Below are 22,772 nucleotides of genomic sequence, written 5' to 3' on the forward strand. Positions count from 1 at the left end.
TCCGCGTGACAGGCCGTGCCCCGACGCCGCACCCGTCGCGCCCTGCCCGCTAGCCCATCATGGCCGCGGCGGCCTTGATTGCCTCCCGGATGCGCCCGTAGGTGCCGCATCGGCACACGTTCTCTATGGCATCGATGTCCGCATCGGTCGGGTTGCGGGTGCGCCGCAGCAGATCGACCGCCGCCATGATCTGCCCCGGCTGGCAGAAGCCGCACTGCGGAACGTCCAGGTTCATCCAGGCCTGCTGCACCGGGTGCAGCACGTTGCCGTTGGCCAGCCCCTCGATGGTCGTCACCTGGCGACCGCGCACGTCGGCCACCCGCGTCGAGCAGGTGGTGACCGCCTTGCCGTCCACGTGGCAGGTGCAGGCCTTGCACACGTTGATGCCGCAGCCGTACTTCGGGCCGGTGATGCCGAGCTTGTCGCGCAGCACCCAGAGCAGCGCCATGTCGTCGGGCGCCTCGACGTCGACATTGCTGCCGTTCACCTTGAAAGATTGCACGGGCATGGTGGCCTCCTCAGGCGGGTACCGGCACGACGACCGGCGTGGGCAGCTTGCCCGGGGGGATGGGGGTGAAATCGACCGGGAAATTCAGCGGGAAGCTGCGCGGCTTGCGGCCGGTGGCGCGTGCATACGCGTTGGCGATGGCGCCCGAACTGGCCGAGAGGCCCACCTCGCCCAGCCCGCCGATCGCCTCGCCGGTGCTGGCCGGCATGATGATGACCTTCACGTCCTTCGGGTAGTTCTTCATCCGCGCGAAGTGGTACTGCGAATAGCTGCCCTCCAGCGGCAGGCCGTTCTGGATGTGCAGCCCCGCCGTCAGCACGATGGAGATCGACTCGCACAGCCCGCCCTGCATCTGCGCCTCGATGCCCGATGGATTGATCGGCGTGCCGACGTCGATCACGATGGTGGCGCGGATGACCTTCACGTCGGTCGGCACCCGCCCATCGATCTCGACGATGCAGGCCGTGAACGACTTCGACTCCTGGTGCACGCCCACGCCCTGGGCAAAGCCCGCCGGCATCGCCTTGCCCCATTGCGCCGCGGCGGCCGCCGCCTTCAGCACCGCGCGTGCGCGCGGCAGCCGCAGGTACTCGAGGCGGAACGCGACCGGGTCCTTGCGCAGCGCCCGGGCCATGTCGTCGACCAGGATCTCTTCCACCAGCCGCGAAGGCTGGATGTGCACCGAGCGGTAGGAGCAGGTGTTCATGTCGATCGGCACCGGCGTCAGGAGCTTGGTGGTCACGCCGAAGTTGTAGGGCGAAGTGACCATGGTCTTGAACATGACCTGCTCGATGCCGAAGTTGCCCACCGTCTGCGGAAAGCCGTTGGGCAGCGCGATGGCCGCGGCGCCCAGCATCTCGCCGAAGCCGTGGCGCGTATCGAGCCGCACCCCGGCGATGCGCTGTTCGAACGCGATGACCTGGCCCAGCAGCATCGTGGCGCGTGCCCGGTGGAACATGGGCGGGCGCACGCGGCCGTGGCGCATGTCGTCGGTGCGGTGGTACATCAGCTTGCAGGGCCGGCCCAGCGCCTTGGAGGCCTGCACAGCCTGCAGCGTCGCGTCCCAGAACAGCCGGCGCCCGAACGAACCGCCCGAGGGCACCGCATGCACCTTGACCTTGTCCAGCGGCAAGCCCAGCTCGATGGCGACGGCCTGCTGCGTGACGATCGGGCTCTGCAGGCCGGACCAGATCTCGGCCCGGTCGGCGCGCACGTCGGCGATGGCGCATTCGGTTTCCATCGGGCAGTGCGAGACCGCCGCGAACTCGAACTCGCCCTCGACCGTGAGCGCGCCCAGTGGCGGCAGCAGGAACGGCAAGAGTGCGCCCTTGAGCTTCTGCTGGATGCTGGCGTTGGACTCGCCGGCAACGGGCCCGGCCGTCCAGGTGACATCGAGCGCATTCACCGCGGCCCAGGCTTGCCCGAAGGTCTCGGCCATCACCGCCACGCCGGGCGGCGTGGGCACGATGCCGTTGGTGGCGGGAATCGGCGCGATGCCCAGCACGCCCGGCATCGCCGTCACCGTGTTCAGGTTGTTGATGCGCACGAACTTGCCGTTGATGGTCGGAGGCCGGCACACCATGGTCGGTTTGGCTTCGGGCACGGCCTGGTCCATCGAGAACTTCTTGCGGCCGGTCACGATGTCCAGCGCGTCGAGCCGCGTCGTGCGCTGGCCGACCACGGCGTTCGCGCTGCCCGAGAGCAAGCCGCCCAGGCCGCCGAGCAACGGCATGCCGGCATGCAGCGAACGCACGCTCGACGAGCCGCCCGTGAGCTGGTTGAAGATCAGCTCGGGGCTGGCGTCGGCCGAGCCGACCTCGATGGCGCTGAGCGGCAGGCGCAGCTTGTCGGCCAGCATCATCGCGGCGGCGGTGGCAATGCCCTGCCCCGACTCCAGCCGCGGAAGCTCGAGCCGCACGCGGCCGTTGGCGATGTTGGTTACCTTGACCAGCGGCATGGTCGGCAGCGCGGTGAGCGTCACCGCATCGCCGATGTCGATCAGGTCGGTGGTGTCGGGCGGCGTCATCGGCAGGATCGCAGCCTTCGCCGAGGACGGGGCAGAGATCCCGCCCAAGCCCACGGTGGCAGCGGCCGCGGCTGAAACCAGCGGCGCGGAAGCCGCGTACCCCAACAGGTCCCGCCGGCGCATGCCGGGTGGTTCGTCTTGGAGCGGCACATGCGTGGGGACCGCGCCGGATTCGGAATGTTCCATCCTTGTCTCCTGTCTTATGGTTGTGGCGAACAGGAGTCAATATGTCATGATCGTTTCGCCAAGGGTGTCGTTTCAAAGACATTTCTTACGCACGGATCCGCGGGCCTTTCCATGCAGGCCCACGCGGGTGGAGGAGTGAGATGAGCAAGCCAGCCAGCTGAAAAGCAAGCAAGCGAGCAAGGAAAGCACGTATGTCGTCGAACGCCATGGAAACCATGCTCCGCGAGAGCCTGTGGGCACAGACCCTGACGGCCGAGGAGCTCGACCGCGTGGTCCGCGAGTCGCACGAGCGCGAGGTGCCGGCCGGCGGTTTCGCGCTGCGCCGCGGCGAACCCGCCGATCTCTGGATCGGCATCATCGAAGGTCTGGTGAAGATGTCGGTCTCGCTGGCCGACGGCCGCGTCTCCACTTTCACCGGGGTGACCACCGGCGGCTGGGCCGGCGAGGGCTCGCTGCTCAAGCCCGGCCCGTGGCGCTACGACGGCGTGGCCATGCGGCCGACCCGCCTGGCCTGCGTGCCGCGCCACACCTTCGAGCGGCTGCTCTCGACGAACATCGAATTCAACCGGTTCCTGCTCTCGCACATCAACGCGCGCCTGAGCCTGTTCATTGGGCTCATGGAATTCGACCGCCTGCTGGGCCCCGATGCGCGCGTCGCGCGCTGCCTGGCCAGCCTGTTCGACCCGGTGCTCTATCCGCAGACCAGCAGCTTCGTGCGCCTGAGCCAGGACGAGATCGGTCTCTTGTCCGCCGTTTCGCGACAGCGCGCGAACAGGGCGCTGCACGAACTCGAACGCGCGGGGCTGCTGCGCGTGGAGCATGGCGGTGTCGAGGTGCTCGATCTTGCCGGGCTGCGTGGCTATCTCGGCGAGACCGAATCGGTGGCGACGGCGTACGCGCGCCGATAGACAACACGGCTCCCCGCCAAGCGCTTCACCGTGGCGGCGGCAATCCGCGCAGAACGAACCGGAACCGCACGTTGACTTCGTTGGCGACCAGGGACAGGTCTTCCCACTCGCCGATGCCGATTCCGAAGTCCTTGCGGCGCAGCATGAATGCGCCGGTCACCACAGCGTCGCCGGTCTGCGCCGAAAGATCGAAAGGCACGACGACATCGCGTGAGACGCCCTTCAGCGTCAGCTTGCCCCGGGCTTCGAACTTCTTCGCATCGAGCGCCTTCACCGAGGTGCTTTCGAACGAGGCCTTCGGATGGTTCTTGCTGTCGAACCAGTCGGTGCGCGCAAGCAAGGCCTCGTTGTCGGCCGAGCCGAGCGCAACACTGGTGAGATCGACAACGAGGCCGATCTTGCTGGTCTGCGGCCGCGAGGGCTCGAAGCTCACCGCGGCGTCGAAACGCTTGAATCGGCCCGACATGCTCACGCCCATCTGCTTGTTCGTGAATGTGATTTCGCTACCGGCTGCGATCAGTTGCTGCTGTAGCTGTGCATTGGCGCCTCCTGAGACACAGGCCAATGCAAACAGGGCGAGGCGCATGGCCAATTGCTTCATGCGGATTTCCGAAAAGAAAACGAAGGGAGCATCCGTGCGAGAACGCCATCCCGATCGATGAACCGGTGCTTCAGTGCCGCAGCGATGTGCAACAGGATGAGTGCGGAAAGTGTCCATGCGAGCCAGTGGTGTGTGACCTTGAGGACCTCTGCCAATGCAGGATTCACGGGCACGAAATCGGGAAGCGGAAATCGACCGAGCAAAACAACGGGACGCCCTTCAGCCGACGTGTACGCCCAGCCTGAAAGCGGCACCAGGAAGCACAGCGCGTACAACAGGAAATGCACGGCCCGCGCAGCAAGAACTTCGAGTGACCTCATGACGCGACCGGTCGGCGGCGGTGCGTGCCGAATGCGCCATGCCAATCGCAGAACCGTGGCCAACAACAGGCAAACACCCAGCCACTTGTGCCAGTTGTAGACCCGGAAGCGCAGCGGGGTGATCGGCGGGCTGGTCATGTACAGCCCCATGCCGATTGCCCCGAAGACCGCCACGGCGATCAGCCAGTGAAACGACATGGCCGTGCGTGTGTACCGGACAACCGCCTTGGCCGGTACGCGCTCCACGGGGTTCACGGCTTTTTATTGAGCTCTGTCTGCAGCCGCAATTCGACTTCGTCGGCAACGGCCGGCAGGAATTTGGTCATGCCGAAATCCGTTCGCTTGATGCGCGTCGTTGCCACCAGGCCCACCGACGGAATCTTGAGGAAAGGATTGTTAATTATCTCGGTCAACCGGGCGTTGAAATCCACCGGCAGCGTCTTGCCCCGAATCGTCAAATCGCCCGAGATGACGATGCGCCCATCTTCCAAGCGCTTGACGGTCTTCGAGACGAAGGTGATGTTCGGATGTTGCTCGGCATCGAGCCAGGCCGCACGGCGCAATTCACCGTCTCGCACAGCTACCGTGGTGTCGATCGAATTGGCGTCGACGGTGAAATTCACACGCGACTCTTCAATCTGTTTTTCGTTCAGGAAGACGTCGGCGTTGAATTTTCGGAATTGTCCTGGCGTCTTCGTCAATCCGAGATGGTCGACCTCAAAGGTGACATTGGTGTGCGTTGGTTCGATCTCCCACCCCGCAATTGCAAACCCAGGAAACAAAGCGATGGCTGCGAGCACAGAAGCAAGGGTCAAACGGTATTTCATTTGGAATTTCAAGTTAAAAGATGCATCCATGTTGCAGTACGTACGATGCGCTGCGAACCGCTATTTCTGCCAATTCAATTCACATAAATGGACAACCTCGACTGGAACGATCTGCGCTATGTGCTGGCGGCCGTTCGCAATGGATCGGCCGCGGCCGCAGCCCGCTCGCTGCGGATTTCCCATGCAACGGTCTTGCGGCGGCTCCAGGAAATCGAGCTTGGTTTTGGATTGAAGATTTTTGGCCGCACCTCGAGTGGTCATGAATTGACGAAAGAAGGACGAGTCATCTTCGAATTGGCCGAGTTCGTCGAGGCCCAGGTGACCCACACTCAGCGCCTCGTGGACGCGCAGGGATCGGAAATGGACGGAGAGATCCGCTTCACGACGACCGACGCGCTCTTCACTGCAGCGGTCATGCCGCTCCTGGCGTCCTTTCACCTGCGGTTTCCTGCCGTCAAGGTCCGAACCTCCGTAGGCAGCGCGGTGCTCGACATCGAAAAGCGAGAAGCCGATATCGCGCTTCGCCCCTCCATCGAACCGCCGGATTCGCTCGTTGGCCTCAGGCTTTGCCGCCTCGACTTCTCCGTCTATGCATCCCCGATCTACCTGTCGCAGAACGCCGCCACGCCACCCGCGGAAATGGCCTGGCTCATGCCGGACGAATCGCTGTCGCGCACGCCCATCTTCCGTTGGCTGAAGGACAGCCTGGCACCTTCTCACGTGCTGCATGCATTCAACTCCTTCGTCGCGCTTCGGCAGGCCGCGGAAGCCGATCTCGGGGCCACCGCCCTGCCGAGGTTTCTCGGGCGCGCATCGAAGTTGCTGGTCGCCGTGACCAGTATTCCGCGGTCGGCGTCCACCGACCTGTGGCTGCTGACCCATCCCAATTTGCGCCACACGCGGCGCGTGCAGGCATTCATGGACCACATTGCGCAGGGGATTCGCGCGCAGCGCACGGCGTTCGAATCGAGCGCAGATTGAGCCTTGGTTCTGCGCAAAGCGGCCGGCATTCTGGTGCACGCGCTGCACCAGGCACGTGCCTCATGACGGCAACCATGTGATTGCCTCGGCCCCGCAAAAAGCGGCGCCTCGTCCGTCTTCCACCCGACAGCATCGCTCGTAGGTGATTTCCCTCGCCACCTGGCCCAGTGCTTGCATAAGCACCCCAGATAGTTGAATACTTCAACTATTGAAGATTTCTCTCATCTGGCCATGCACGCACCACTCGAACTGAAAACCGACTACATCAACGTCCTGCTCGACCTGGCCTCCGAGCGAACGAGAGACCGTGGTTCCCGCGTGTACGAGATCGAAGTCGGCCTGTCGATCCGCGATGTGCGGCTGCTTCGCATGATCGGCGGCGCGCCCGGCATCACGATGGGCCAACTGGTGCAGACCTGCGCCATCGAGAAAACGCTGGTCTCGAAGCTCGTGGGATCGCTGGTGCAGCGCGAGCTGGTGCAGCGTCAGATCGGCAGCGAAGACGCGCGGCAGATCCACCTGTGCCTCACGCCCTCCGGCATCGACCTCGTGCTGCAGGCCGAGCCCATCGGGCGGGAAATGGAAGCCCGCTTCCTCGATTGCCTCACCGTGGCCGAAGTCGCCGCCCTGCACCGCATCTTGAACAAGATCATCGATGCGGAAGCGGGTTCGCGCGACGTCTTCGAATTTCTGCTGACCCAACTGCGCGAAAGCAAGGCTGCGGATTCCTCTTCAACACCTCCCTCTGGCACCTCTCGAAAGAAGTAAGGCTTCATGGCTATTTCACTCTCGCTGCGCCGCGCGTTCGCGGCCGCCCTGCCGGCACTGGCTCTCTCGTTCTCGGCAGCGGCCTCCGCCGACACCGTGCTGCGCACCGTGCCTTCGTCGGACCTGAAGATCCTCGACCCGATCTGGACCACCGCCAACATCACGCGCAACCACGGGCTCATGATCTACGACACGCTTTTCGGCATGGACGAAAAGGGCGCGATCAAGCCGCAAATGGTGGACAAATACACCGCAAGCCCAGACAACAAGGTCTGGACCTTCACCCTACGCCCGGGCCTGAAGTTCCACGACGGCGCGCCCGTCACCTCGCAGGACGTGATCGCCTCACTCGCCCGATGGGCCAAGCGCGACACGCTCGGCCAGAAGATGTACGAGGCCATGGACAGCATCGCTGCGGAAGGCCCCAACGGCTTTCGCATGACCTTCAAGCAGCCCTTCGGCGTGGTGCTCGACGCGCTGGGCAAACCCAACCCGCTGGTGCCGTTCATCATGCCCAGGCGCGTGGCCGAAACGCCCGCCGACAAGCAGATCGAAGAGATGATCGGCTCCGGTCCCTTCACCCTCGCCAAGGCGGACTTTCGCCCGGGCGACCGCGTGATCTACCGCAAGAACGCCGCGTACGTGCCGCGCAAGGAAGCGCCCTCGGGCTTGGCAGGCGGCAAGGTGGTGAACGTGGACCGCGTCGAATGGGTGCTGCTGCGCGACCCGCAGACCCAGGTCAACGCCTTGCTGAACGGCGAGGTCGACATGCTCGAAGGCGTGCCTGCCTCCGGCTACACCGACATGCGCACCAACCCGAAGATCGAGCTGGTGGATGTGATGCCCGCAGGCCCTTTCACGGCGATCTACAACCACAAGGTCCCGCCCTTCAACAACCCGAAGGCGTTGAAGGCGGCCATGCTCGCCATCAACCAGGAAGCCATGCTGCGGGCTCAGGCCACCTTCCGTGACTTCTATAAGCCATGCGCGTCCATTTACCTGTGCGGCTCGATGTATTCGAGCGACAAGACGGGCTTCTTCACCGGCAAGCCGCAGTTCGAGGAAGCCCGCAAGCTCTTGAAGGAGTCGGGCTACGACGGCAAGCCCGTCGTCATCCTGCTGCCGGGTGATGCGCCGGCGCTCAACAAGATGCCCGCCGTCTACGGACAGTTGCTCAAGCAAGTGGGCTTCAACGTCGACGTGCAGACCACCGACTGGGCCACGCTCGTGACGCGCCGCACCAAGAAGGACCTCCCGGAAAACGGTGGCTGGAACGTCTTCATCACGTTCTGGGGTGGTGTGGATGCCAGCAACCCCATCAGCTACGGCCCGCTGACCGGCAACGGCGACAAGGGCTTCTTCGGCTGGCCGACCGATCCGGAACTCGAAGCGCTGAAGTCGCGCTTCATCGAAACGACCGACCTGGCGCAGCGCAAGGACATCGCCACGCAGATCCAGCTGCGCGTGCTCGAAGGCGGCGTGATCGCGCCTCTCGGCGAAGGCAAGGCGCCCACTGCCGTGCGCCGCGGCGTGGTGAGCGGCCTGCTGCCCTCGCCCGCCGTCCTGTACTGGAACGTGCGCAAGAACTAGGCGCCGCCCCTTCTTTCTCTCTCTGTCATCGAGGCGTCGACCGGTTGCACCCGTTGCAGCCGGTCGGGGAATTCCTTTGCCCTCGCCAGCCGATCCATCGCTCGAACGAGACCTTCTCACATGCTCAACTTTCTGTTGCGGCGCGGCCTGGCCACGGCGCCCGTGCTCCTGATCGTGGCCGTCATCGTCTTTCTCCTGCTGCGCATGACGCCCGGTGATCCGGCGGCGGCCATCGCGGGCGATGGCGCCACCGTGCAGGACATCGAGCGCATCCGCGCGCAGCTCGGCCTGGACGCACCGGTCGTCAGCCAGTTCTTCGGATGGCTGGGCCACGTGCTGCGTGGGGACCTGGGCTACTCCTACTTCTACAAGATGACCGTGACCGAGCTGATCGGCCAGCGGCTCGAGCCCACGCTGTCGGTGGCCGCCCTCACGGTCGTGCTCACCGTGCTGATCGCCGTGCCGCTGGGCGTGCTGGCGGCTTCGCGGCGCGGCGGCCGGCTCGACCGCTTCATCATGAGCGCGTCGGTCCTCGGCTTTTCGGTGCCGGTGTTCGTCGCGGGCTACCTGATGATCTGGCTGTTCTCGATGCAGCTGGGCTGGCTGCCGTCGCAGGGCTACAACCGCATCGGCGAGGGCGTCGGCCCGTGGCTGCGCAACCTGGTGCTGCCCTGCGTCACGCTGGCCGTGATGTATGCGGCGCTGATCGCACGCGTGACGCGGGCGGCGGTTTCCGAAGCGCTGACCGAAGACTACGTGCGCACCGCGCGTGCCAAGGGCATCTCCGAGCGGCGCATGCTGATTCGCCATGCGCTCGCCAATGCGGCGGTGCCGATCGCCACCATCATCGGCCTGAGCGTGGCCGGCCTCATCGGCGGCGTGGTGGTCACCGAAACCATCTACGCCATCCCGGGCCTCGGCCAGTTGACGGTGGACGCCGTACTTTCGCGCGACTACCCGCTCATCCAGGGCATCACCCTCTTCTTCTCGCTCGTCTACGTGGTCGTGAACCTGCTGGTGGACCTGAGCTACCTGCTGCTCGATCCGCGCATCCGCTACTGACGCACCCAGCCTCTCTTTCTTTCGGAGACCCTTTTCATGACTTCGATTTCCCTGACGGCGGATACGGTGGAGACGGCGGCCGCTGCGCCGCACCGCCGCAAACCGTCCCTCTTGCGCCGCGTTTTCGCAAACGCCGCCGTGCGCACGGGCAGCGTGCTCCTGTGCCTCATGGTCGTGCTCGCGGTCGCGGCGCCGTGGCTCTACACCATCGACCCCAACGCGATGGACCCGGCCAACTCGCACCTGTCGCCGGGCGCGCATGCCGAATTCACGACGCTCGCCGGCGACAGCTTCCAGCGCTTCTTCCCGATGGGTACCGACAGCATGGGCCGCGACATCTGGAGCCGCACGGCCTACGGCGCGCGCATCTCGCTGTCGGTGGGCGTGGCGGTCGCGCTGGGCTCGGTCGCGCTCGGGATGCTGGTGGGCATGGTCGCCGGCTACTTTCGCCGCCTCGACGGAACGATCATGCGGGTGATGGACGGGGTGATGGCGATCCCCGGCATCCTCTTCGCCATCGTGCTCGTCGCGGTCTGGCGGCCGAGCCTGTGGACGGTGATCCTCGCCATCGTCGTTCCCGAGACACCGCGCGTGGCAAGACTCGTGCGCTCGGTCGTGCTGTCGGTTCGCGAGGAGCCGTATGTCGAGGCGGCCATCGCGCTCGACACGCCCGCCTGGAAGCTGATGCTGCGCCACATCCTGCCCAACACGGTGGCGCCGCTGATCGTTCAGGGCACCTTCGTCTGCGCGGCCGCCATGCTGGCGGAAGCGGTGATGTCGTTCCTCGGCATCGGCCTGCCTTCCGACGTGCCGACCTGGGGAAACATCATGTCCGAGGGCCGCGCGTATTTCACGTCGCATCCATCGACCGTGCTGCTGCCCGGCGTCTTTCTCGCGGCCACGGTGCTGGCGGTGAACATGCTGGGCGACGGCCTGCGCGATGCGCTCGATCCCAAGTTCAACAAGCGCGGGAGCTGACCATGACACGCACGTCTTTTTCAACCACCCCGCCCGCCGCCGGATCGCCCTGCCTTGTCGTGCGCGACCTGTGCATCGACCTGCCCGAAGGCGCGGACCGGCCACATGCCGTCAGCGGTGTTTCCTTCGACGTGATGCCCGGCCAGGTCGTGTGCCTGCTGGGCGAATCGGGCTCCGGCAAATCGGTGATCGCCCAGGCCGTGATGGGGCTCCTGCCCGATGCGCTCAAGCCTTCGGGCGGACGCATCGAGGTGCTGGGCGAGAACGTCCTCGCAGCCGACGCCGCGCACCTGCGCGCATGGCGCGGTGCACGCATGGCGATGGTGTTCCAGGAGCCGATGACGGCACTGAACCCGGTGATGCGCTGCGGCGCGCAGGTCGATGAAATGCTGGCCGAACACACAGCACTCGGCGCCGCGGAGCGCAGGCAGAAGGTGCTGGCCATCTTCGCGCGCGTCAAGCTGCCGGAGCCCGAGCGCATCTACGACGCCTACCCGCATCAGCTCTCGGGCGGACAGCGGCAGCGCATCGTGATTGCCATAGCGCTCATCCTGCGCCCTGCGCTGCTGATCTGCGACGAGCCGACCACCGCGCTGGACGTGACCACGCAGGCCGAGATCCTGTCGCTCATCCGCGAGATGCAGCAGGAGAACGGCACGGCGGTGCTGTTCATCACGCACGACTTCGGCGTGGTCGCGGACATCGCGGACCATGTCGTGGTGCTGCAACTCGGCCGCCAGGTCGAAAGCGGCCTGAAGGACGACGTGCTGCGCCGCCCGAAAGAGCCGTACACGCGCATGCTGCTCGACGCCGTGCCGCGCCTGGAACCCGCTTCACGCCCTCCCGTCGCCGACGCACCGCCGTTGCTCGACGCACGCGGCGTGACCAAGACCTACCGCTCCGGCTCGTGGCCCGGCAAGCGCCGCACGGTGCATGCGGCCACCGACGTGTCGCTCCAGCTCCACGCTGGCGAAACCGTGGGCATCGTGGGCGAGTCGGGCTCGGGCAAGTCCACCGTGGCGCGCTGCATCGCGCGGCTGATCGAGCCGACCGGCGGCGAGGTCTGGGTGCCTCACCTCGAAGCGCAGCACGCGCCGCGGGCACGGCTCTCGGCGTTCCGGCGCATGGTGCAGGTCGTGTTCCAGGACCCGAACCGCTCGCTGAATCCGCGCCGCACGGTCGGCCAATCGATCATCGAAGGGCCGGTGAATTTCGGGCTTTCTCCCGAGAAGGCCTGGCAGCGCGCCGAGGAGCTGATGGACCTCGTGCGGCTCAAGCCCGAGGTGCTGCATCGCTACCCGAGCGAGTTCTCCGGCGGCCAGCGGCAGCGCCTGTGCATCGCACGCGCGCTGGCCTGCGAGCCCCAGGTGCTGATCGCCGACGAAGCTGTTTCGGCGCTCGACGTTTCCGTGCAGGACCAGATCCTCAAGCTGCTCGCGGAGATCCAGCAGCGCCTGTCCATCGGCATCCTCTTCATCACGCACGACCTGCGCGTGGCCAGCCAGATCTGCGACCGGCTGATCGTCATGCACAAGGGCCGCATCGTCGAACAAGGCACCGCGCGCGACGTGCTGCTGTCGCCGCAAGAGGCCTACACCCGCTCCCTGTTGGCCGCGGCCCCTGGTCAGGGCTACGCGTTCGGCCAGGGTTGATGCGCGCGCATCGACTCCTGGCTCCGATCAACAACATCCCCGACCCGCAAAGAGAAACAACATCATGGACACACCCCTGTACGCCCTCAGCGCCGTTCAACTGCTCGAGCGCTATCGCGCCCGCACCCTCTCTCCCGTCGACGTGACGAAGGCCGTGCTGGCGCGCATCGAGCGCTGGGAGCCGAGCATCCACGCCACCTACGCGCTGGATGCCGAAGCAGCCCTCGCCTCGGCGAAGGCCTCCGAAGCACGATGGACACAGGGCACGCCGCAGGGCGAGCTCGACGGCGTGCCGGTCACGCTCAAGGAGAACATCGCCACGCGCGGCACGCCGTCGCCGATCGGCAGCGCCGCCACGGTGCTGTCGCCTGCCGCGGCGGATGCGCCTGCGGCTGCGCGCCTGCGCGAAGCGGGCGCGGTCATCGTCACCAAGACGACGATGCCGGACTTCGGTTTTCTCGGCGCGGCCCCGTCGAGCTTTCATGCGCTCACGCGCAACCCCTGGGACCTGAGCAAGAACACCGGCGGCTCCAGCTCCGGCGCGGGCGCCGCTGCAGCAGCGGGCTACGGCCCCTTGCACCTGGGCACCGACATCGGCGGCTCGGTGCGCATTCCCGCCAACTTCTGCGGCGTGTTCGGGCTCAAGCCCAGCCATGGACGGATTCCCGTCGATCCGCCGGCAGCCGCACGCGTGATCGGCCCCATGACGCGCACCGTCGCCGACGCCGCGCTGCTGATGAAGGTGGTCTCGCGCCCCGACCCGCGCGACTACATGAGCCTGCCGGCGCAAGACATCGCATGGGAGCAGCTCGGCCGCGACGTGCGGGGCCTGCGCATCGGCCTGTGGACCGACACCGCGGGCGGCTGGCCGATCGACCCCGAGGTGAAGGAAGCCGTGCTGGCCGCGGCGCGCCTTTTCGAGCAGGCCGGCGCCATCGTGGAGCCGCTCACCGACTGGACCACGCTGGAGATGCGCATGGGCATGGCGCACTTCTTCACCATGCGCTGCCGCGTCGATCTGGCTGCGATGCCGGTGGAACGCGCCAAGCTGGCTGCGGACTACATCCATGCAGCGGGCGAGTTCGCCGGCTCGCTTTCGCCCGAGGAAACCTTCCGGGCCTTCACACGCATGCAGGCATTGCGTGCGGCGACCGTCGCCGCCACGCAGCCCTACGACTACGTGCTGTCGCCCGTGTCGCCGGTGCTGCCCTTCGCGGCAGAGGCCATCAACAGCGGTCCGGAGAATCCACTGAAGGACTCGCACTTCACCTCGGTGTTCAACCAGTCGGAGCAGCCCGCGGCATCGATCAACTGCGGCTACGCCGCGAGCGGCCTGCCCATCGGCCTGCAGATCGCCGGGCGCCGGTTCGACGATCTTGGCGTGCTGCAGATGGCTGCGTTCTACGAGTCCGTGCGGGGGGCACAGGCGCCGTGGCCAGAGCCTGTGTGATGGCGACGAGGCATCGCCTGCAGCGATAGACGCGAACCTATTTCTACCAGGCCCAGTGAAGTTCAGCGGATTCCCTTGGGAAGCTGGATAGCATTGCGGCCCCAATAAACATCCCTAGGGAGAGAGAAGAAATGATCCGTTTGTCTCAAGCAGCGGTGGCCGCTGCCGTCGTGGTGTGTCTGAGCGGTTGCGCCAGCATCTTCAACGGCACCACCCAGCCCGTCGCCTTCAGCAGCGCACCCCAAGGCGCCGCAATGACGATCACCAACCGGGCGGGCGAGCCGGTGCACATCGGCACCACGCCATCGACCGTCACGCTCAAGCGCGGCGCGGGGTACTTCAAGTCCGAGGCCTACACGGTCACCATGAAAAAAGAGGGCTTCGCCGATGCTTCGCAGCAGGTCGACAGCCAGGTCAGCGGCTGGTACGTCGCCAACATCATGTTGGGAGGCCTGCTGGGCATGCTGATCGTCGATCCGGCTTCCGGCGGCATGTACACCTTCCCCGACACGGTCAAGGGCACGCTGGCGCCCACCGTTGCCGGCGTCGTCGGCACTTCGGCGGCACCAGCCACCGTCAAGTAAGCCGGCCCGCTGCGAAGGCCCGGGCGGCCGACGCAGCCATCGAGCGGCATCCCGCCGCTTTCGAAGCCCCTAGACTCGGACCGCATGAGCCGTCCGAGTCCCCGCAAAGCCCTCCTCTACGCCTTCGCCGTCGGCCTTTGCGCTCTCTTCATCTGGTATTTCAAGGTTCTGGCACTCGGCTACTACTGGCTGAGCACGACGCTGGGCGCATCGCAATGGGCGGGCAACTCGCTGTGGCTGCCGGGCTACCGGGTAGCGGTCGAGGGCATGCCGATCCAGGGCCTGACCCGCAACGCCTCGGGCCTGACCTTCAACACCGAAACCGGCACCCTCTTCACGGTCATCAACCGCCCGCCGCAGATCGCGGAGCTCACCACCGAAGGCCGGCTGCTGCGCGTCGTCGCGCTCGACGGCGTGAAAGATCCCGAGGGCATCACCTACGTGCAGGGCGACAGCTATGTGATCTCGGACGAAGACAGCCACCGCATGTACTGGGTGCAGATCAGCCGCGATACGCAGCGGGTGTCGGTGGCCGGCCGGCCGAGCCTGGGCATCGGCATCGACAAGCTGCACAACAGCAGCTTCGAAGGCGTTTCCTGGGACAGCGTGCACAAGCGCCTGTACGTGGTCCGCGAGAAACTGCCGATGCGCGTGCTGATGATCACCGGGCTGGACCCGGCCACGCCCTCCACCGGTTTCAACATCGACATCAGCGAATGGAAATCCTCGCGCGCGGCCTCGCTGTTCATGAGCGACCTTTCGTCGGTCACGGTGCATGACGAGACCGGGCACCTGCTGCTCCTGAGCGACGAGTCGGCCCTGATCGTGGAATATGCGCCTGACGGGCGCCCGGTCAGCATGCTGCCGCTGTGGCGCGGGTTCAACGGCCTGCAGCGCAAGGTGCCGCAGCCCGAGGGCGTCGCGGTGGGGCCGGACGGCAAGCTCTATCTGCTGTCAGAGCCCAACCTGTTCTACCGATTCGAGCGCGCGTCCGCGACGGCGCCTTCGCCGAAATAGAAAGACTGGATGTCGGCGCGCTGGCGCAGCGCCTCCGCATCCCCGCTCAAGACCGCAACACCGGCATCGAGCACCGTCGCCCGGTCGGCGTATTGCAGCGCGACGGTCGAGTTCTGCTCGGCCACCAGGATCGACAGGCCCTCTTGGCGGTTGAGCCGCCGCAGTTGCTCGAAGATGTCGCGCACCACCAGTGGCGCGAGCCCCATCGAAGGTTCGTCGAGCACCAGCAATCGGGGCCGCGACATCAGGGCGCGGCCGATGGCCGTCATCTGCTGCTCGCCGCCGGAGCAGAGGCCCGCCAGGATCTTTCGCCTGTCCTTCAGTTTCGGAAAGATCGCGTAGACCTTGGCAAGGTCTTCGGCAGCTTCCGAACGCCGGGCGCTGCGCCCGAGTGCGCCGGTCAGCAGGTTCTCTTCCACCGTCAGCGTGCGAAAGCAATGCCGGCCCTCCAGCACCTGCACCAGGCCGAGCCGCACGAGGTCGGCCGGGCTGGTGCGGCCCGTGTCGTGCCCGTCGAAGACGATGCGCCCGACCGTGACCTGCCCGCGCTCGGCCGGCAGCAGGTTCGACACCGCCTTGAGCGTGGTCGACTTGCCCGCCCCGTTGGCGCCGAGCAGCGCGTGGATCTCTCCGGCGCGCACCTCCAGGCTCACGCCGTGCAGCGCGGCAATCGAGCGCTGGTAGGCCGCCTCGACGGCGTCGATGCGCAACAGGGGCGTTGTCATTGCGGCGGGCTCGGCTCAGTCATCGATGCTCTTGCGCACCTTGACGTTCTTCTCTTTCGCATAGGCGAGCGACGACTTCTCGATGATCGGACGCAGCAACTTCCAGTCGGGTGCGATCCAGTCGGACACCACGTTCCACTTGCTGCCGTCCCACTGCTGGAAGGCCACGCGGCCGTCGCCTTCGTGGTTGTCCCAGGTCACGTTGATCGAATGGAACAGGCCCTTGGCGCCGAGCGCAGCGGCGCGCGCTTCGTCGATCTTCAGGTTCTCCAGGCCCCAGCGGATCTCGTCGCCGGTGAGCGTGCGCTTGCCGAACTTCGCCTGCGCGATGCGGATCGCCTCCACGTTCAGGATGCCGTTGAGCACACCCAGGTTGTGATAGACGCTGCCGATGCGTTTGGTGTCCTGCAGGTTGCCCTTGCCCGCGCCGTAGACGATCTTCGTGATGTCCTGCAGCACCGGGGACTGCGCGCCGGCCGCCACCGTGGTGATGGCCACATAGCCCTTGGCCGCATCGCCCGCGGGAATCACGTCTTCCTCGGAGTTGGACCACACGTTGCCCACGATGTGGTCGACCGGAAAGCCCGTCTTCTGCGCCGTCTTGAGCGCCACCGGGTTCATCACACCCCAGCCGCGCAGCACCACGTAGTCGGGCTTCACGCGGCGGATGGTGAGCCACTGCGACTGCTGCTCGTTGCCCGGATGCGGCACCTCGATCTGCTGCAGCGTGAAGCCGTACTTCTTGGCGAGCAGCTCATAGACCGGAATCGTCTCCTTGCCGTAGGGCGAGCCGTGGTACAGCACCACGATCTTCTTGCCCTTGAGCTTGTCGGTGCCGCCCTCCTTGCCCGCGATGTAGTTCACGATGCCCGAGGTCTCGCTGTACGGGTTGAGCAGCAGCGGAAAGATGTACTTGAACACGCGGCCGTCGGTGGTGTCGGTGCGGCCGTGGTTGATGGTGAGCAGCGGCACCTTGTCGGCCGTCACGCGGTCGATGAGCGCATAGGCGATGCCGACCGACAGCGGGTTCCAGGTCGCGATGCCGGGGCGTTGCTTCAGGCGCTCATACACCTCCACGCCGCGCTCCACTTCATATTGCGTTTCGCCCTCCTCCCAGGTCAGCTTGACGCCGCCCACGCCGCCGTCGCGCGTGTTGACGAGGTTCAGGTAGTCGATGAAGCCGCCGAAGAAGCCCGTGCCGCCGGCCGCGTAAGGACCGACGCGGTAACTCTGCAGCGGGAAGAACTGCTCGTTGCCATCGGCATGCGCGACTTGCAGGCCACTCGCGGCCAAGGTGACGGCCAGGGCCGCGGTTTTCAGGTGCTTGAGGAAGGACATGTTGATGAAGGCTGTTGGGATGGAAGCGAAGGAAAACGGAAAGGTGTGAGCTCAGGCCGGCACAAGCCGCTTGCGCGCGCGGTCCCACAGGGCGACCAGCCCCTGCGGCTCGACGGCGAGAAAGAAAATGATCAGAGCGCCCAGCACGATGCGTTGGCTCATGTCGAGCACGCCCGAATCGAACCAGCCGCCGAAGAGAAAGCTGCCCACGCGCGAGAGCAGCAGCGGAAACACCACGATCAGCGCCGCGCCAAAGAACGCCCCGCGGATCGTCGCGAGCCCGCCGATGATCACGATGAAGAGAATCTGGAACGAGCGGTCGAGGTTGAAGCCCGCCGGCTCCACGGTGCGCAGGTACACGAAGCCCCACAGCACGCCCGCCACGCCCACGATGAACGACGACACCGCGAACGCCAGCAGCTTGGTGCGCAGCACCGGCACGCCGATGACACGTGCGGCCAGTTCGTTGTCGCGCACGGCGATGAAGTGGTGGCCGGTCTGCGTGCGCACGAGGCGCCACGCGAGCAGCGTCAGCACGGTGACGATGCTCAGCGAGAAGATGTAGCGGCCCACCGGTGTGTCGAACACGATGCCGGCCACTTCGAGTGCGGGCGCGTCGATCACGCCCGAGGCGTTGTCGTTGCTGAACCAGCTGAACTTGGTGAGTGCCCATTGCACGAAGAACTGCGCGGCCAGCGTCGACACCGCGAGGTAGAAACCGCGCAGCCGCAGGCTCGGCAGGCCGAATACCAGGCCGACCGCCGTGGCGGCCAGCCCCGCGAGGCCGATGCTCACGAGCAGCGGCAGGCCTTCCACACGCAGGTTGAAGTTGTAGGCCGCGAACGCGCCCACCGCCATGAAGGCCGCGGTGCCCAGCGAGAGTTGGCCTGCGTATCCCGTCAGCAGGTTGAGCCCCACTGCCGCCAATGACAGCGCGAGGAACGGGATCAGCAGCGCGTCGAATACATAGCCTGAGGCGATGAAGGGCACGACGCCGAAGGCGATGGCCAGCACTGCCAGTGCTGCGAAGCCTGGTCTGTGGGTGAGCTTCATGCGACTTGCTCCGCTGTGCGTTGCATTTGCAGAGTCTGTTGTTTGGGGCGCTCTTGTTCAGGGCGGGTGCACAGGCCACCGGGTACTCCCCTCCGCGAATGTCCCCCGGGCTTCGCCCTCCTCCTTGATTTCGCTTCGTGGAGCACCCGATGCCCTGCGCACATGGAAGCGCTGCTGTTGTGCGGCCGATCAACCGGTGCACTGAAAAACGAGCGCGCCGATGGGGTGCCTTGCGCAGCGAAATCAAGGAGGAGGCGAAGCCGGGGGACATTCGCGGAGCAAGGTACCCCGTCGGCGCGATCGCGCCCTGAATGCATCACACCGCGACGAATCAAAAAGCGGAAGCTCATCTCAGGCCCTCTCGACGAGCTTCTGCCCGAAGAGCCCGCTCGGCCGGATCAGCAGAAAGGCCAGCGCCGCCACATATGCGAACCAGCTCTCGATACCGCCACCCACGAAGGGTCCGATGTACACCTCGGCCAGCTTCTCGAGCGCGCCGATCACCAGCCCGCCGACGATGGCGCCGAGGATCGAATCGAAGCCACCGAGCACCAGCACCGGCAACGCCTTCAGCACCACCAGCGAGAGCGAGAACTGCACGCCCAGCCGCGCACCCCACAGCAGCCCGGCCACCAGCGCGATGACGCCGGCCGCGGCCCACACCGTGGCCCAGATGCGGGGCAGGCGAAGGCCCACCGCAATCGCTGCGTAGGTGTCGTCTGCGACCGCGCGGAACGCGAGACCCACGCGGGTGTAGCGGAAGAAAGCAGAGAGCGCCGCCACCATCACGCCGGCCGTCGCGGCGGCGAACAGGTCGAAGGTCGAGACCATGATGCCGAGGAACTGCAGCGGCTCGTCTGCGATGCCGAGTTCCAGTGCATGCACCTGCGTGCCCCACACGAGCTGGGCGACGCCCTCGATCACGTACGAGAGGCCCAGCGTCGCCATGAACAGCGTGATCGGCGGCTGGTTCACCAGCGGGCGCAGCACGGTGCGTTCGATGACGAGACCCAGCAGAACCATGAGCGCGAACGTCAGCAGCAAGGCGAGCGCGAAAGGCACGCCGCGCTCCACCAGGCTCACGAAGGTAAGTGCGGCGAACAGCAACTGCGCACCCTGCGCGAAGTTGAGTACGCCCGATGTCTTGTAGATCAGCACGAAGCCGATGGCCACGAGCGAATACATCACGCCCGAAAGCAGGCCGCCGATGAGCACTTCGGCGAAGAAGCTCAGATCAGAGGCATCCATCAGCCCTGCTCCGCTTCGTCTTCGTGGGCCACGCCCAGGTAGGCATCGATCACCACCGGATCGCTGCGCACTTCGGCCGGCGTGCCGTCGGCGATCTTGATGCCATGGTCGAACACGGCCACGCGGTCCGACAGGCCCAGCACCACGCCGATGTCGTGCTCGATGAGGAGGATGGTGGTGCCGAACTCGTCGCGCGCGGCGCGCACGAAATGCACCAGCTCGCCCTTCTCGGTGACCGTCATGCCGGCCATCGGTTCGTCGAGCAGCAGCAGTTGCGGCGCGGCGACCAGCGCACGCGCGAGCTCGACGCGCTTCTGCAGGCCGTAGGCCAGCGTGCCGGACGGCCGCTCGCTCACGGCGCCAAGCCCGAGAAAGCCGATGATCGCGTCGGCCCGCGCACGCGCATCCTCGCGTTCACGCCGCGCGCGGCCCAGGCCGATGAGTTGTTCGATGAAGGTGGAGCGCGCCGCATCGACGCGGCCGAGCACGACGTTGTCGCGCACGCTCAACCCCTTGAAGAGCGCGAGGTTCTGGAAGGTGCGCGCGATGCCCAGCCGGGCCAGACGCGCCGTCGGCACATGGCCGAAGCTGCGCCCACCGATCCACACGCGCCCGCGGTCGGGCCGGTACAGCCCGCTGATGACATTGACCAGCGAACTCTTGCCGGCGCCGTTCGGGCCGATGACGGCGCGGATCTCGCCCTTGGCGATCGACAGGTCCACGCCCGACAGCGCGGTGACGCCGCCGAAGCTGAGGTCGATGCCTTCCAGCCGCAGCACGGCCGAGGTGACCGTGTCTTTTCCGGCTGGTGCCGCGCGTCCCGCCGGCATGAAGGCCACCGGGTCGACACGGAGCGAGACCGGACCCGCTTCGAAGAGAAGATCGGGCATCGCAAGACTCACGCGACGGCTTCCAGCGCCGGCTCGCTGTGCTTGCCGGCATTCGCGCCCTGCTCGGCTTCCTCGAGCTTGCGCACCAGCGGCAGCACCTTCTCGCCGAAGTACTCCACCTCTTCGATGAAGTGCAGGAAGCCGGTGAGGATCAGGTCGACGCCGATGGCCTTGAGCGCCACGATGCGTTCGGCAATCTGCTGCGGCGTGCCGATGAGGTTGGTGCGGAAACCGTCGTTGTATTGCACGAGGTCTTCGAACGTGGACTTCGCCCAGTTGCCCTCGCCTTCAGGCGACGACTTGCCGGCCTGCTTGGCCGCATCGCCGAAGGCATGCACCGCCTCGACGTGGGCGTGCTTGATGATGTCGGCGAGCACGGCCTTGGCTTCTTCTTCGGTGTCGCGGGCGATCACGAAGGCGTTCACGCCGATGCGCACCGTGTGGCCGTTCTCCGCGGCCTTGGCCTGGATGTCGTCGATCTGCACCTTCAGGCCTTCGGGCGTGTTGCCGTTGGTGAAGTACCAGTCCGACACGCTGGCCGCGTTGTCGCGCGCGGCGCGCGAGCTGCCGCCCTGGAAGATTTCGGGGTGAGGTTTTTGCACCGGCTTCGGGCTCAGCGTGTAGTTGCTGAAGCGGTAGAAGTCGCCCTTGAAGGTGAAGTTGTCCTCGGTCCAGATGCCCTTGAGCGCGCGGATGAATTCGTTGGAGCGGCGATAGCGCTCGTCGTGCTCCAGCCACGGCTCGCCGATGGCCTGGAACTCGCCCTTGAACCAGCCGCTGACCACGTTGATGGCGATGCGCCCGTTGGAGATGTGGTCGATGGTGGCGATCTGCTTGGCCACCACGGCCGGGTTCCACGGGCCGGGCAGGATCGCGGCCAGCACCTTGAGCTTGGTGGTCGCATGCAGCAGCGCCTGGCTGAACGACACCGACTCGTGCTGGTACTCCGCGCCGTAGCCCGCGGTGAAGCGGATCTGGCTGAGCGCATATTCGAAGCCGGCTTTTTCGGCCGCGAGCGCGAGGCGCTGGTTGTATTCGAGGCTCCAGTCGGTGCGCTGCTCGATGGTGCTGACCACGAGGCCGCCGCTGACGTTGGGCACCCAGTAGGCGAACTTGACGGGGGCGGTGGTGGAAGACGGTTGGCTCATGGCGAGGTTCCTCTTTGTGAACGGTCGATTCGGGATTGCTTCAGGCGGCCAGCGCCACGGGCACGGGCTTCTGGACGACGGGTGCGGCGGCCGGCGAGGCCTCGCGCAGTTGCGGCACGGCGCGCGCCACGGCCAGCGCGATGCGTTCGCGCAGCGCCGGGTTGGCGATCTCGTAGCCCTCGAAGTCCTTCTCGACGGCATAGACGCCGATGGGCAGCGTGCGCGCCTGGAAGAAGCTGAAGAGCGGGCGCAGCTGGTGGTCGATGACCAGCGCGTGGCGGTCGCTGCCGCCGGTGGCCGCGAGCAGCACCGGCTTGTCGGTCAGCGCTTCGTGATGAACGAAATCGAACAGGTGCTTGAAGAGCCCCGTGTACGAGCCGCGGTACACCGGGCTCGCCACGATCAGCAGGTCGGCGGACTCGATGGCCGCAATGCTTTCTTCGACGGCCGCGGGCAACTGGTTGCGGTACAGCACGCCGGCGAACTGCGGACCGATCTCGCCGAGCGAGATCACGCGCGCATCGATGGCGACCTCGTCGCCGAGCGCGGCCAGCAGCCGGTCGACCAGCACCAGCGTGCGCGAGGGACGTTGCAGGCTGCCGGAAACGGCAACGACTTTCAGTTTTCGACTCATGTTGATATGACCTTTGTTTGGAAGCTGCGACCCGTTCGCGGCACATTGCATATAAGCGAATGGCGTGCCACTTCGCGAGGCCTTATGAATCAACGAGTTAGAGCGAAATGACTGCTTTCGCGCATGCTGGATCGGCAGCAGGCTGCGGCTGGATTGCTGCTGGATCAGCAGCGTTGCCGCCATAGTTGTTTGAAGCAGATCGGTATGCGCGCATCGCATGAACGCCAGGCAGCAACACGGCAAGAAACTGCTGCCGTTGCAGCAGCGCCGTGCGCATG

At 66.0% G+C, this 22,772-nt stretch carries 23 protein-coding genes; 10 read left to right on the forward strand and 13 right to left on the reverse strand.

All coding sequences use genetic code 11. The annotated features are described in order from the left end of the window. Window positions 1–49: 49 nt before the first annotated feature. Complete coding sequence (locus QFZ83_RS15060; protein WP_013541876.1) at window positions 50–508, reverse strand: (2Fe-2S)-binding protein; 459 nt, start codon at window positions 506–508, stop codon at window positions 50–52. 10 nt (window positions 509–518) lie between these two features. Beyond that, window positions 519–2,720, reverse strand: a complete 2,202-nt coding sequence (locus tag QFZ83_RS15065; RefSeq protein WP_307507714.1) for a xanthine dehydrogenase family protein molybdopterin-binding subunit — start codon at window positions 2,718–2,720, stop codon at window positions 519–521. A gap of 191 nt (window positions 2,721–2,911) precedes the next feature. Between QFZ83_RS15065 and QFZ83_RS15070 the strand changes: the two genes are divergently transcribed. Next, window positions 2,912–3,628, forward strand: coding sequence for a Crp/Fnr family transcriptional regulator (locus QFZ83_RS15070; RefSeq protein WP_013541878.1), 717 nt, complete (start codon window positions 2,912–2,914; stop codon window positions 3,626–3,628). A gap of 25 nt (window positions 3,629–3,653) precedes the next feature. Here QFZ83_RS15070 and QFZ83_RS15075 read toward each other — a convergent pair whose 3' ends face one another. From QFZ83_RS15075 to QFZ83_RS15085, 3 genes are read right to left on the reverse strand one after another with little or no spacing between them, the layout of a single operon-like run. Next, window positions 3,654–4,229: a YceI family protein gene (locus QFZ83_RS15075; protein ID WP_307507718.1), complete on the reverse strand. Its 576-nt coding sequence runs from the start codon at window positions 4,227–4,229 to the stop codon at window positions 3,654–3,656. Beyond that, window positions 4,226–4,804, reverse strand: a complete 579-nt coding sequence (locus QFZ83_RS15080; protein WP_307507721.1) for a cytochrome b — start codon at window positions 4,802–4,804, stop codon at window positions 4,226–4,228. Before QFZ83_RS15080 ends, QFZ83_RS15075 begins: the two co-directional genes overlap by 4 nt. Continuing rightward, window positions 4,801–5,376: a YceI family protein gene (locus QFZ83_RS15085; RefSeq protein ID WP_307507724.1), complete on the reverse strand. Its 576-nt coding sequence runs from the start codon at window positions 5,374–5,376 to the stop codon at window positions 4,801–4,803. The genes QFZ83_RS15080 and QFZ83_RS15085 overlap by 4 nt, the downstream gene beginning before the upstream one ends. An 87-nt stretch (window positions 5,377–5,463) precedes the next feature. On the opposite strand from QFZ83_RS15085, the gene QFZ83_RS15090 reads away from it, so the two are divergent. The 9 genes from QFZ83_RS15090 (at window position 5,464) to QFZ83_RS15130 (ending at window position 15,458) form a co-directional block, all read left to right on the forward strand. Continuing rightward, window positions 5,464–6,357, forward strand: coding sequence for a LysR family transcriptional regulator (locus QFZ83_RS15090; RefSeq protein WP_307507726.1), 894 nt, complete (start codon window positions 5,464–5,466; stop codon window positions 6,355–6,357). Between the two features lie 231 nt (window positions 6,358–6,588). After that, the gene (locus QFZ83_RS15095; protein WP_013541879.1) at window positions 6,589–7,125 is read left to right on the forward strand and encodes a MarR family winged helix-turn-helix transcriptional regulator; all 537 of its coding nucleotides are present in this window, start codon (window positions 6,589–6,591) and stop codon (window positions 7,123–7,125) included. Window positions 7,126–7,131: 6 nt separating this feature from the next. After that, window positions 7,132–8,715 carry an ABC transporter substrate-binding protein gene (locus QFZ83_RS15100; protein WP_307507730.1) on the forward strand — a complete coding sequence of 528 codons (1,584 nt, stop codon included), beginning with the start codon at window positions 7,132–7,134 and terminating at the stop codon, window positions 8,713–8,715. 120 nt (window positions 8,716–8,835) lie between these two features. Continuing rightward, window positions 8,836–9,777, forward strand: coding sequence for an ABC transporter permease (locus QFZ83_RS15105; RefSeq protein ID WP_013541881.1), 942 nt, complete (start codon window positions 8,836–8,838; stop codon window positions 9,775–9,777). A 36-nt stretch (window positions 9,778–9,813) separates the two neighbouring features. After that, a complete protein-coding gene (locus tag QFZ83_RS15110) occupies window positions 9,814–10,755 on the forward strand; it encodes an ABC transporter permease (protein ID WP_307507734.1) in 942 nt (313 codons plus the stop codon). Between the two features lie 2 nt (window positions 10,756–10,757). Next, complete coding sequence (locus tag QFZ83_RS15115) at window positions 10,758–12,407, forward strand: ABC transporter ATP-binding protein (protein ID WP_307507738.1); 1,650 nt, start codon at window positions 10,758–10,760, stop codon at window positions 12,405–12,407. 64 nt (window positions 12,408–12,471) lie between these two features. Then, window positions 12,472–13,857, forward strand: a complete 1,386-nt coding sequence (locus tag QFZ83_RS15120) for an amidase (RefSeq protein WP_307507741.1) — start codon at window positions 12,472–12,474, stop codon at window positions 13,855–13,857. A 131-nt stretch (window positions 13,858–13,988) separates the two neighbouring features. After that, window positions 13,989–14,441 carry a hypothetical protein gene (locus QFZ83_RS15125; protein WP_307507744.1) on the forward strand — a complete coding sequence of 151 codons (453 nt, stop codon included), beginning with the start codon at window positions 13,989–13,991 and terminating at the stop codon, window positions 14,439–14,441. A gap of 84 nt (window positions 14,442–14,525) precedes the next feature. After that, window positions 14,526–15,458 (forward strand): SdiA-regulated domain-containing protein, encoded by a 933-nt coding sequence (locus tag QFZ83_RS15130; RefSeq protein WP_307507747.1) that lies wholly within the window; start codon window positions 14,526–14,528, stop codon window positions 15,456–15,458. On the opposite strand, the gene QFZ83_RS15135 is transcribed toward QFZ83_RS15130, so the two are convergent. The 8 genes from QFZ83_RS15135 to QFZ83_RS15170 form a co-directional block, all read right to left on the reverse strand. Further along, window positions 15,413–16,183, reverse strand: coding sequence for an ABC transporter ATP-binding protein (locus tag QFZ83_RS15135; protein WP_307507750.1), 771 nt, complete (start codon window positions 16,181–16,183; stop codon window positions 15,413–15,415). The genes QFZ83_RS15130 and QFZ83_RS15135 overlap by 46 nt on opposite strands. A gap of 15 nt (window positions 16,184–16,198) precedes the next feature. Further along, the gene (locus QFZ83_RS15140) at window positions 16,199–17,521 is read right to left on the reverse strand and encodes an ABC transporter substrate-binding protein (RefSeq protein WP_307507752.1); all 1,323 of its coding nucleotides are present in this window, start codon (window positions 17,519–17,521) and stop codon (window positions 16,199–16,201) included. Between the two features lie 51 nt (window positions 17,522–17,572). Further along, window positions 17,573–18,574, reverse strand: coding sequence for a branched-chain amino acid ABC transporter permease (locus QFZ83_RS15145; protein WP_307507755.1), 1,002 nt, complete (start codon window positions 18,572–18,574; stop codon window positions 17,573–17,575). Window positions 18,575–18,925: 351 nt separating this feature from the next. Next, window positions 18,926–19,807: a branched-chain amino acid ABC transporter permease gene (locus QFZ83_RS15150; RefSeq protein ID WP_200861485.1), complete on the reverse strand. Its 882-nt coding sequence runs from the start codon at window positions 19,805–19,807 to the stop codon at window positions 18,926–18,928. A 14-nt stretch (window positions 19,808–19,821) separates the two neighbouring features. Further along, window positions 19,822–20,712, reverse strand: a complete 891-nt coding sequence (locus tag QFZ83_RS15155; protein WP_373457503.1) for an ABC transporter ATP-binding protein — start codon at window positions 20,710–20,712, stop codon at window positions 19,822–19,824. Window positions 20,713–20,720: 8 nt separating this feature from the next. Then, window positions 20,721–21,860 (reverse strand): dimethylsulfone monooxygenase SfnG, encoded by a 1,140-nt coding sequence (sfnG, locus tag QFZ83_RS15160; RefSeq protein WP_307507758.1) that lies wholly within the window; start codon window positions 21,858–21,860, stop codon window positions 20,721–20,723. 40 nt (window positions 21,861–21,900) lie between these two features. Next, window positions 21,901–22,494 (reverse strand): FMN reductase, encoded by a 594-nt coding sequence (gene msuE / locus QFZ83_RS15165; RefSeq protein ID WP_307507762.1) that lies wholly within the window; start codon window positions 22,492–22,494, stop codon window positions 21,901–21,903. A gap of 97 nt (window positions 22,495–22,591) precedes the next feature. Then, window positions 22,592–22,771 carry a hypothetical protein gene (locus QFZ83_RS15170; RefSeq protein ID WP_307507765.1) on the reverse strand — a complete coding sequence of 60 codons (180 nt, stop codon included), beginning with the start codon at window positions 22,769–22,771 and terminating at the stop codon, window positions 22,592–22,594. Between the last annotated feature and the right edge of the window lies 1 nt (window position 22,772).

The sequence above is a fragment of the Variovorax sp. W1I1 genome (assembly GCF_030815625.1).
Taxonomy (GTDB): Bacteria; Pseudomonadota; Gammaproteobacteria; order Burkholderiales; family Burkholderiaceae_C; genus Variovorax; species Variovorax paradoxus_C.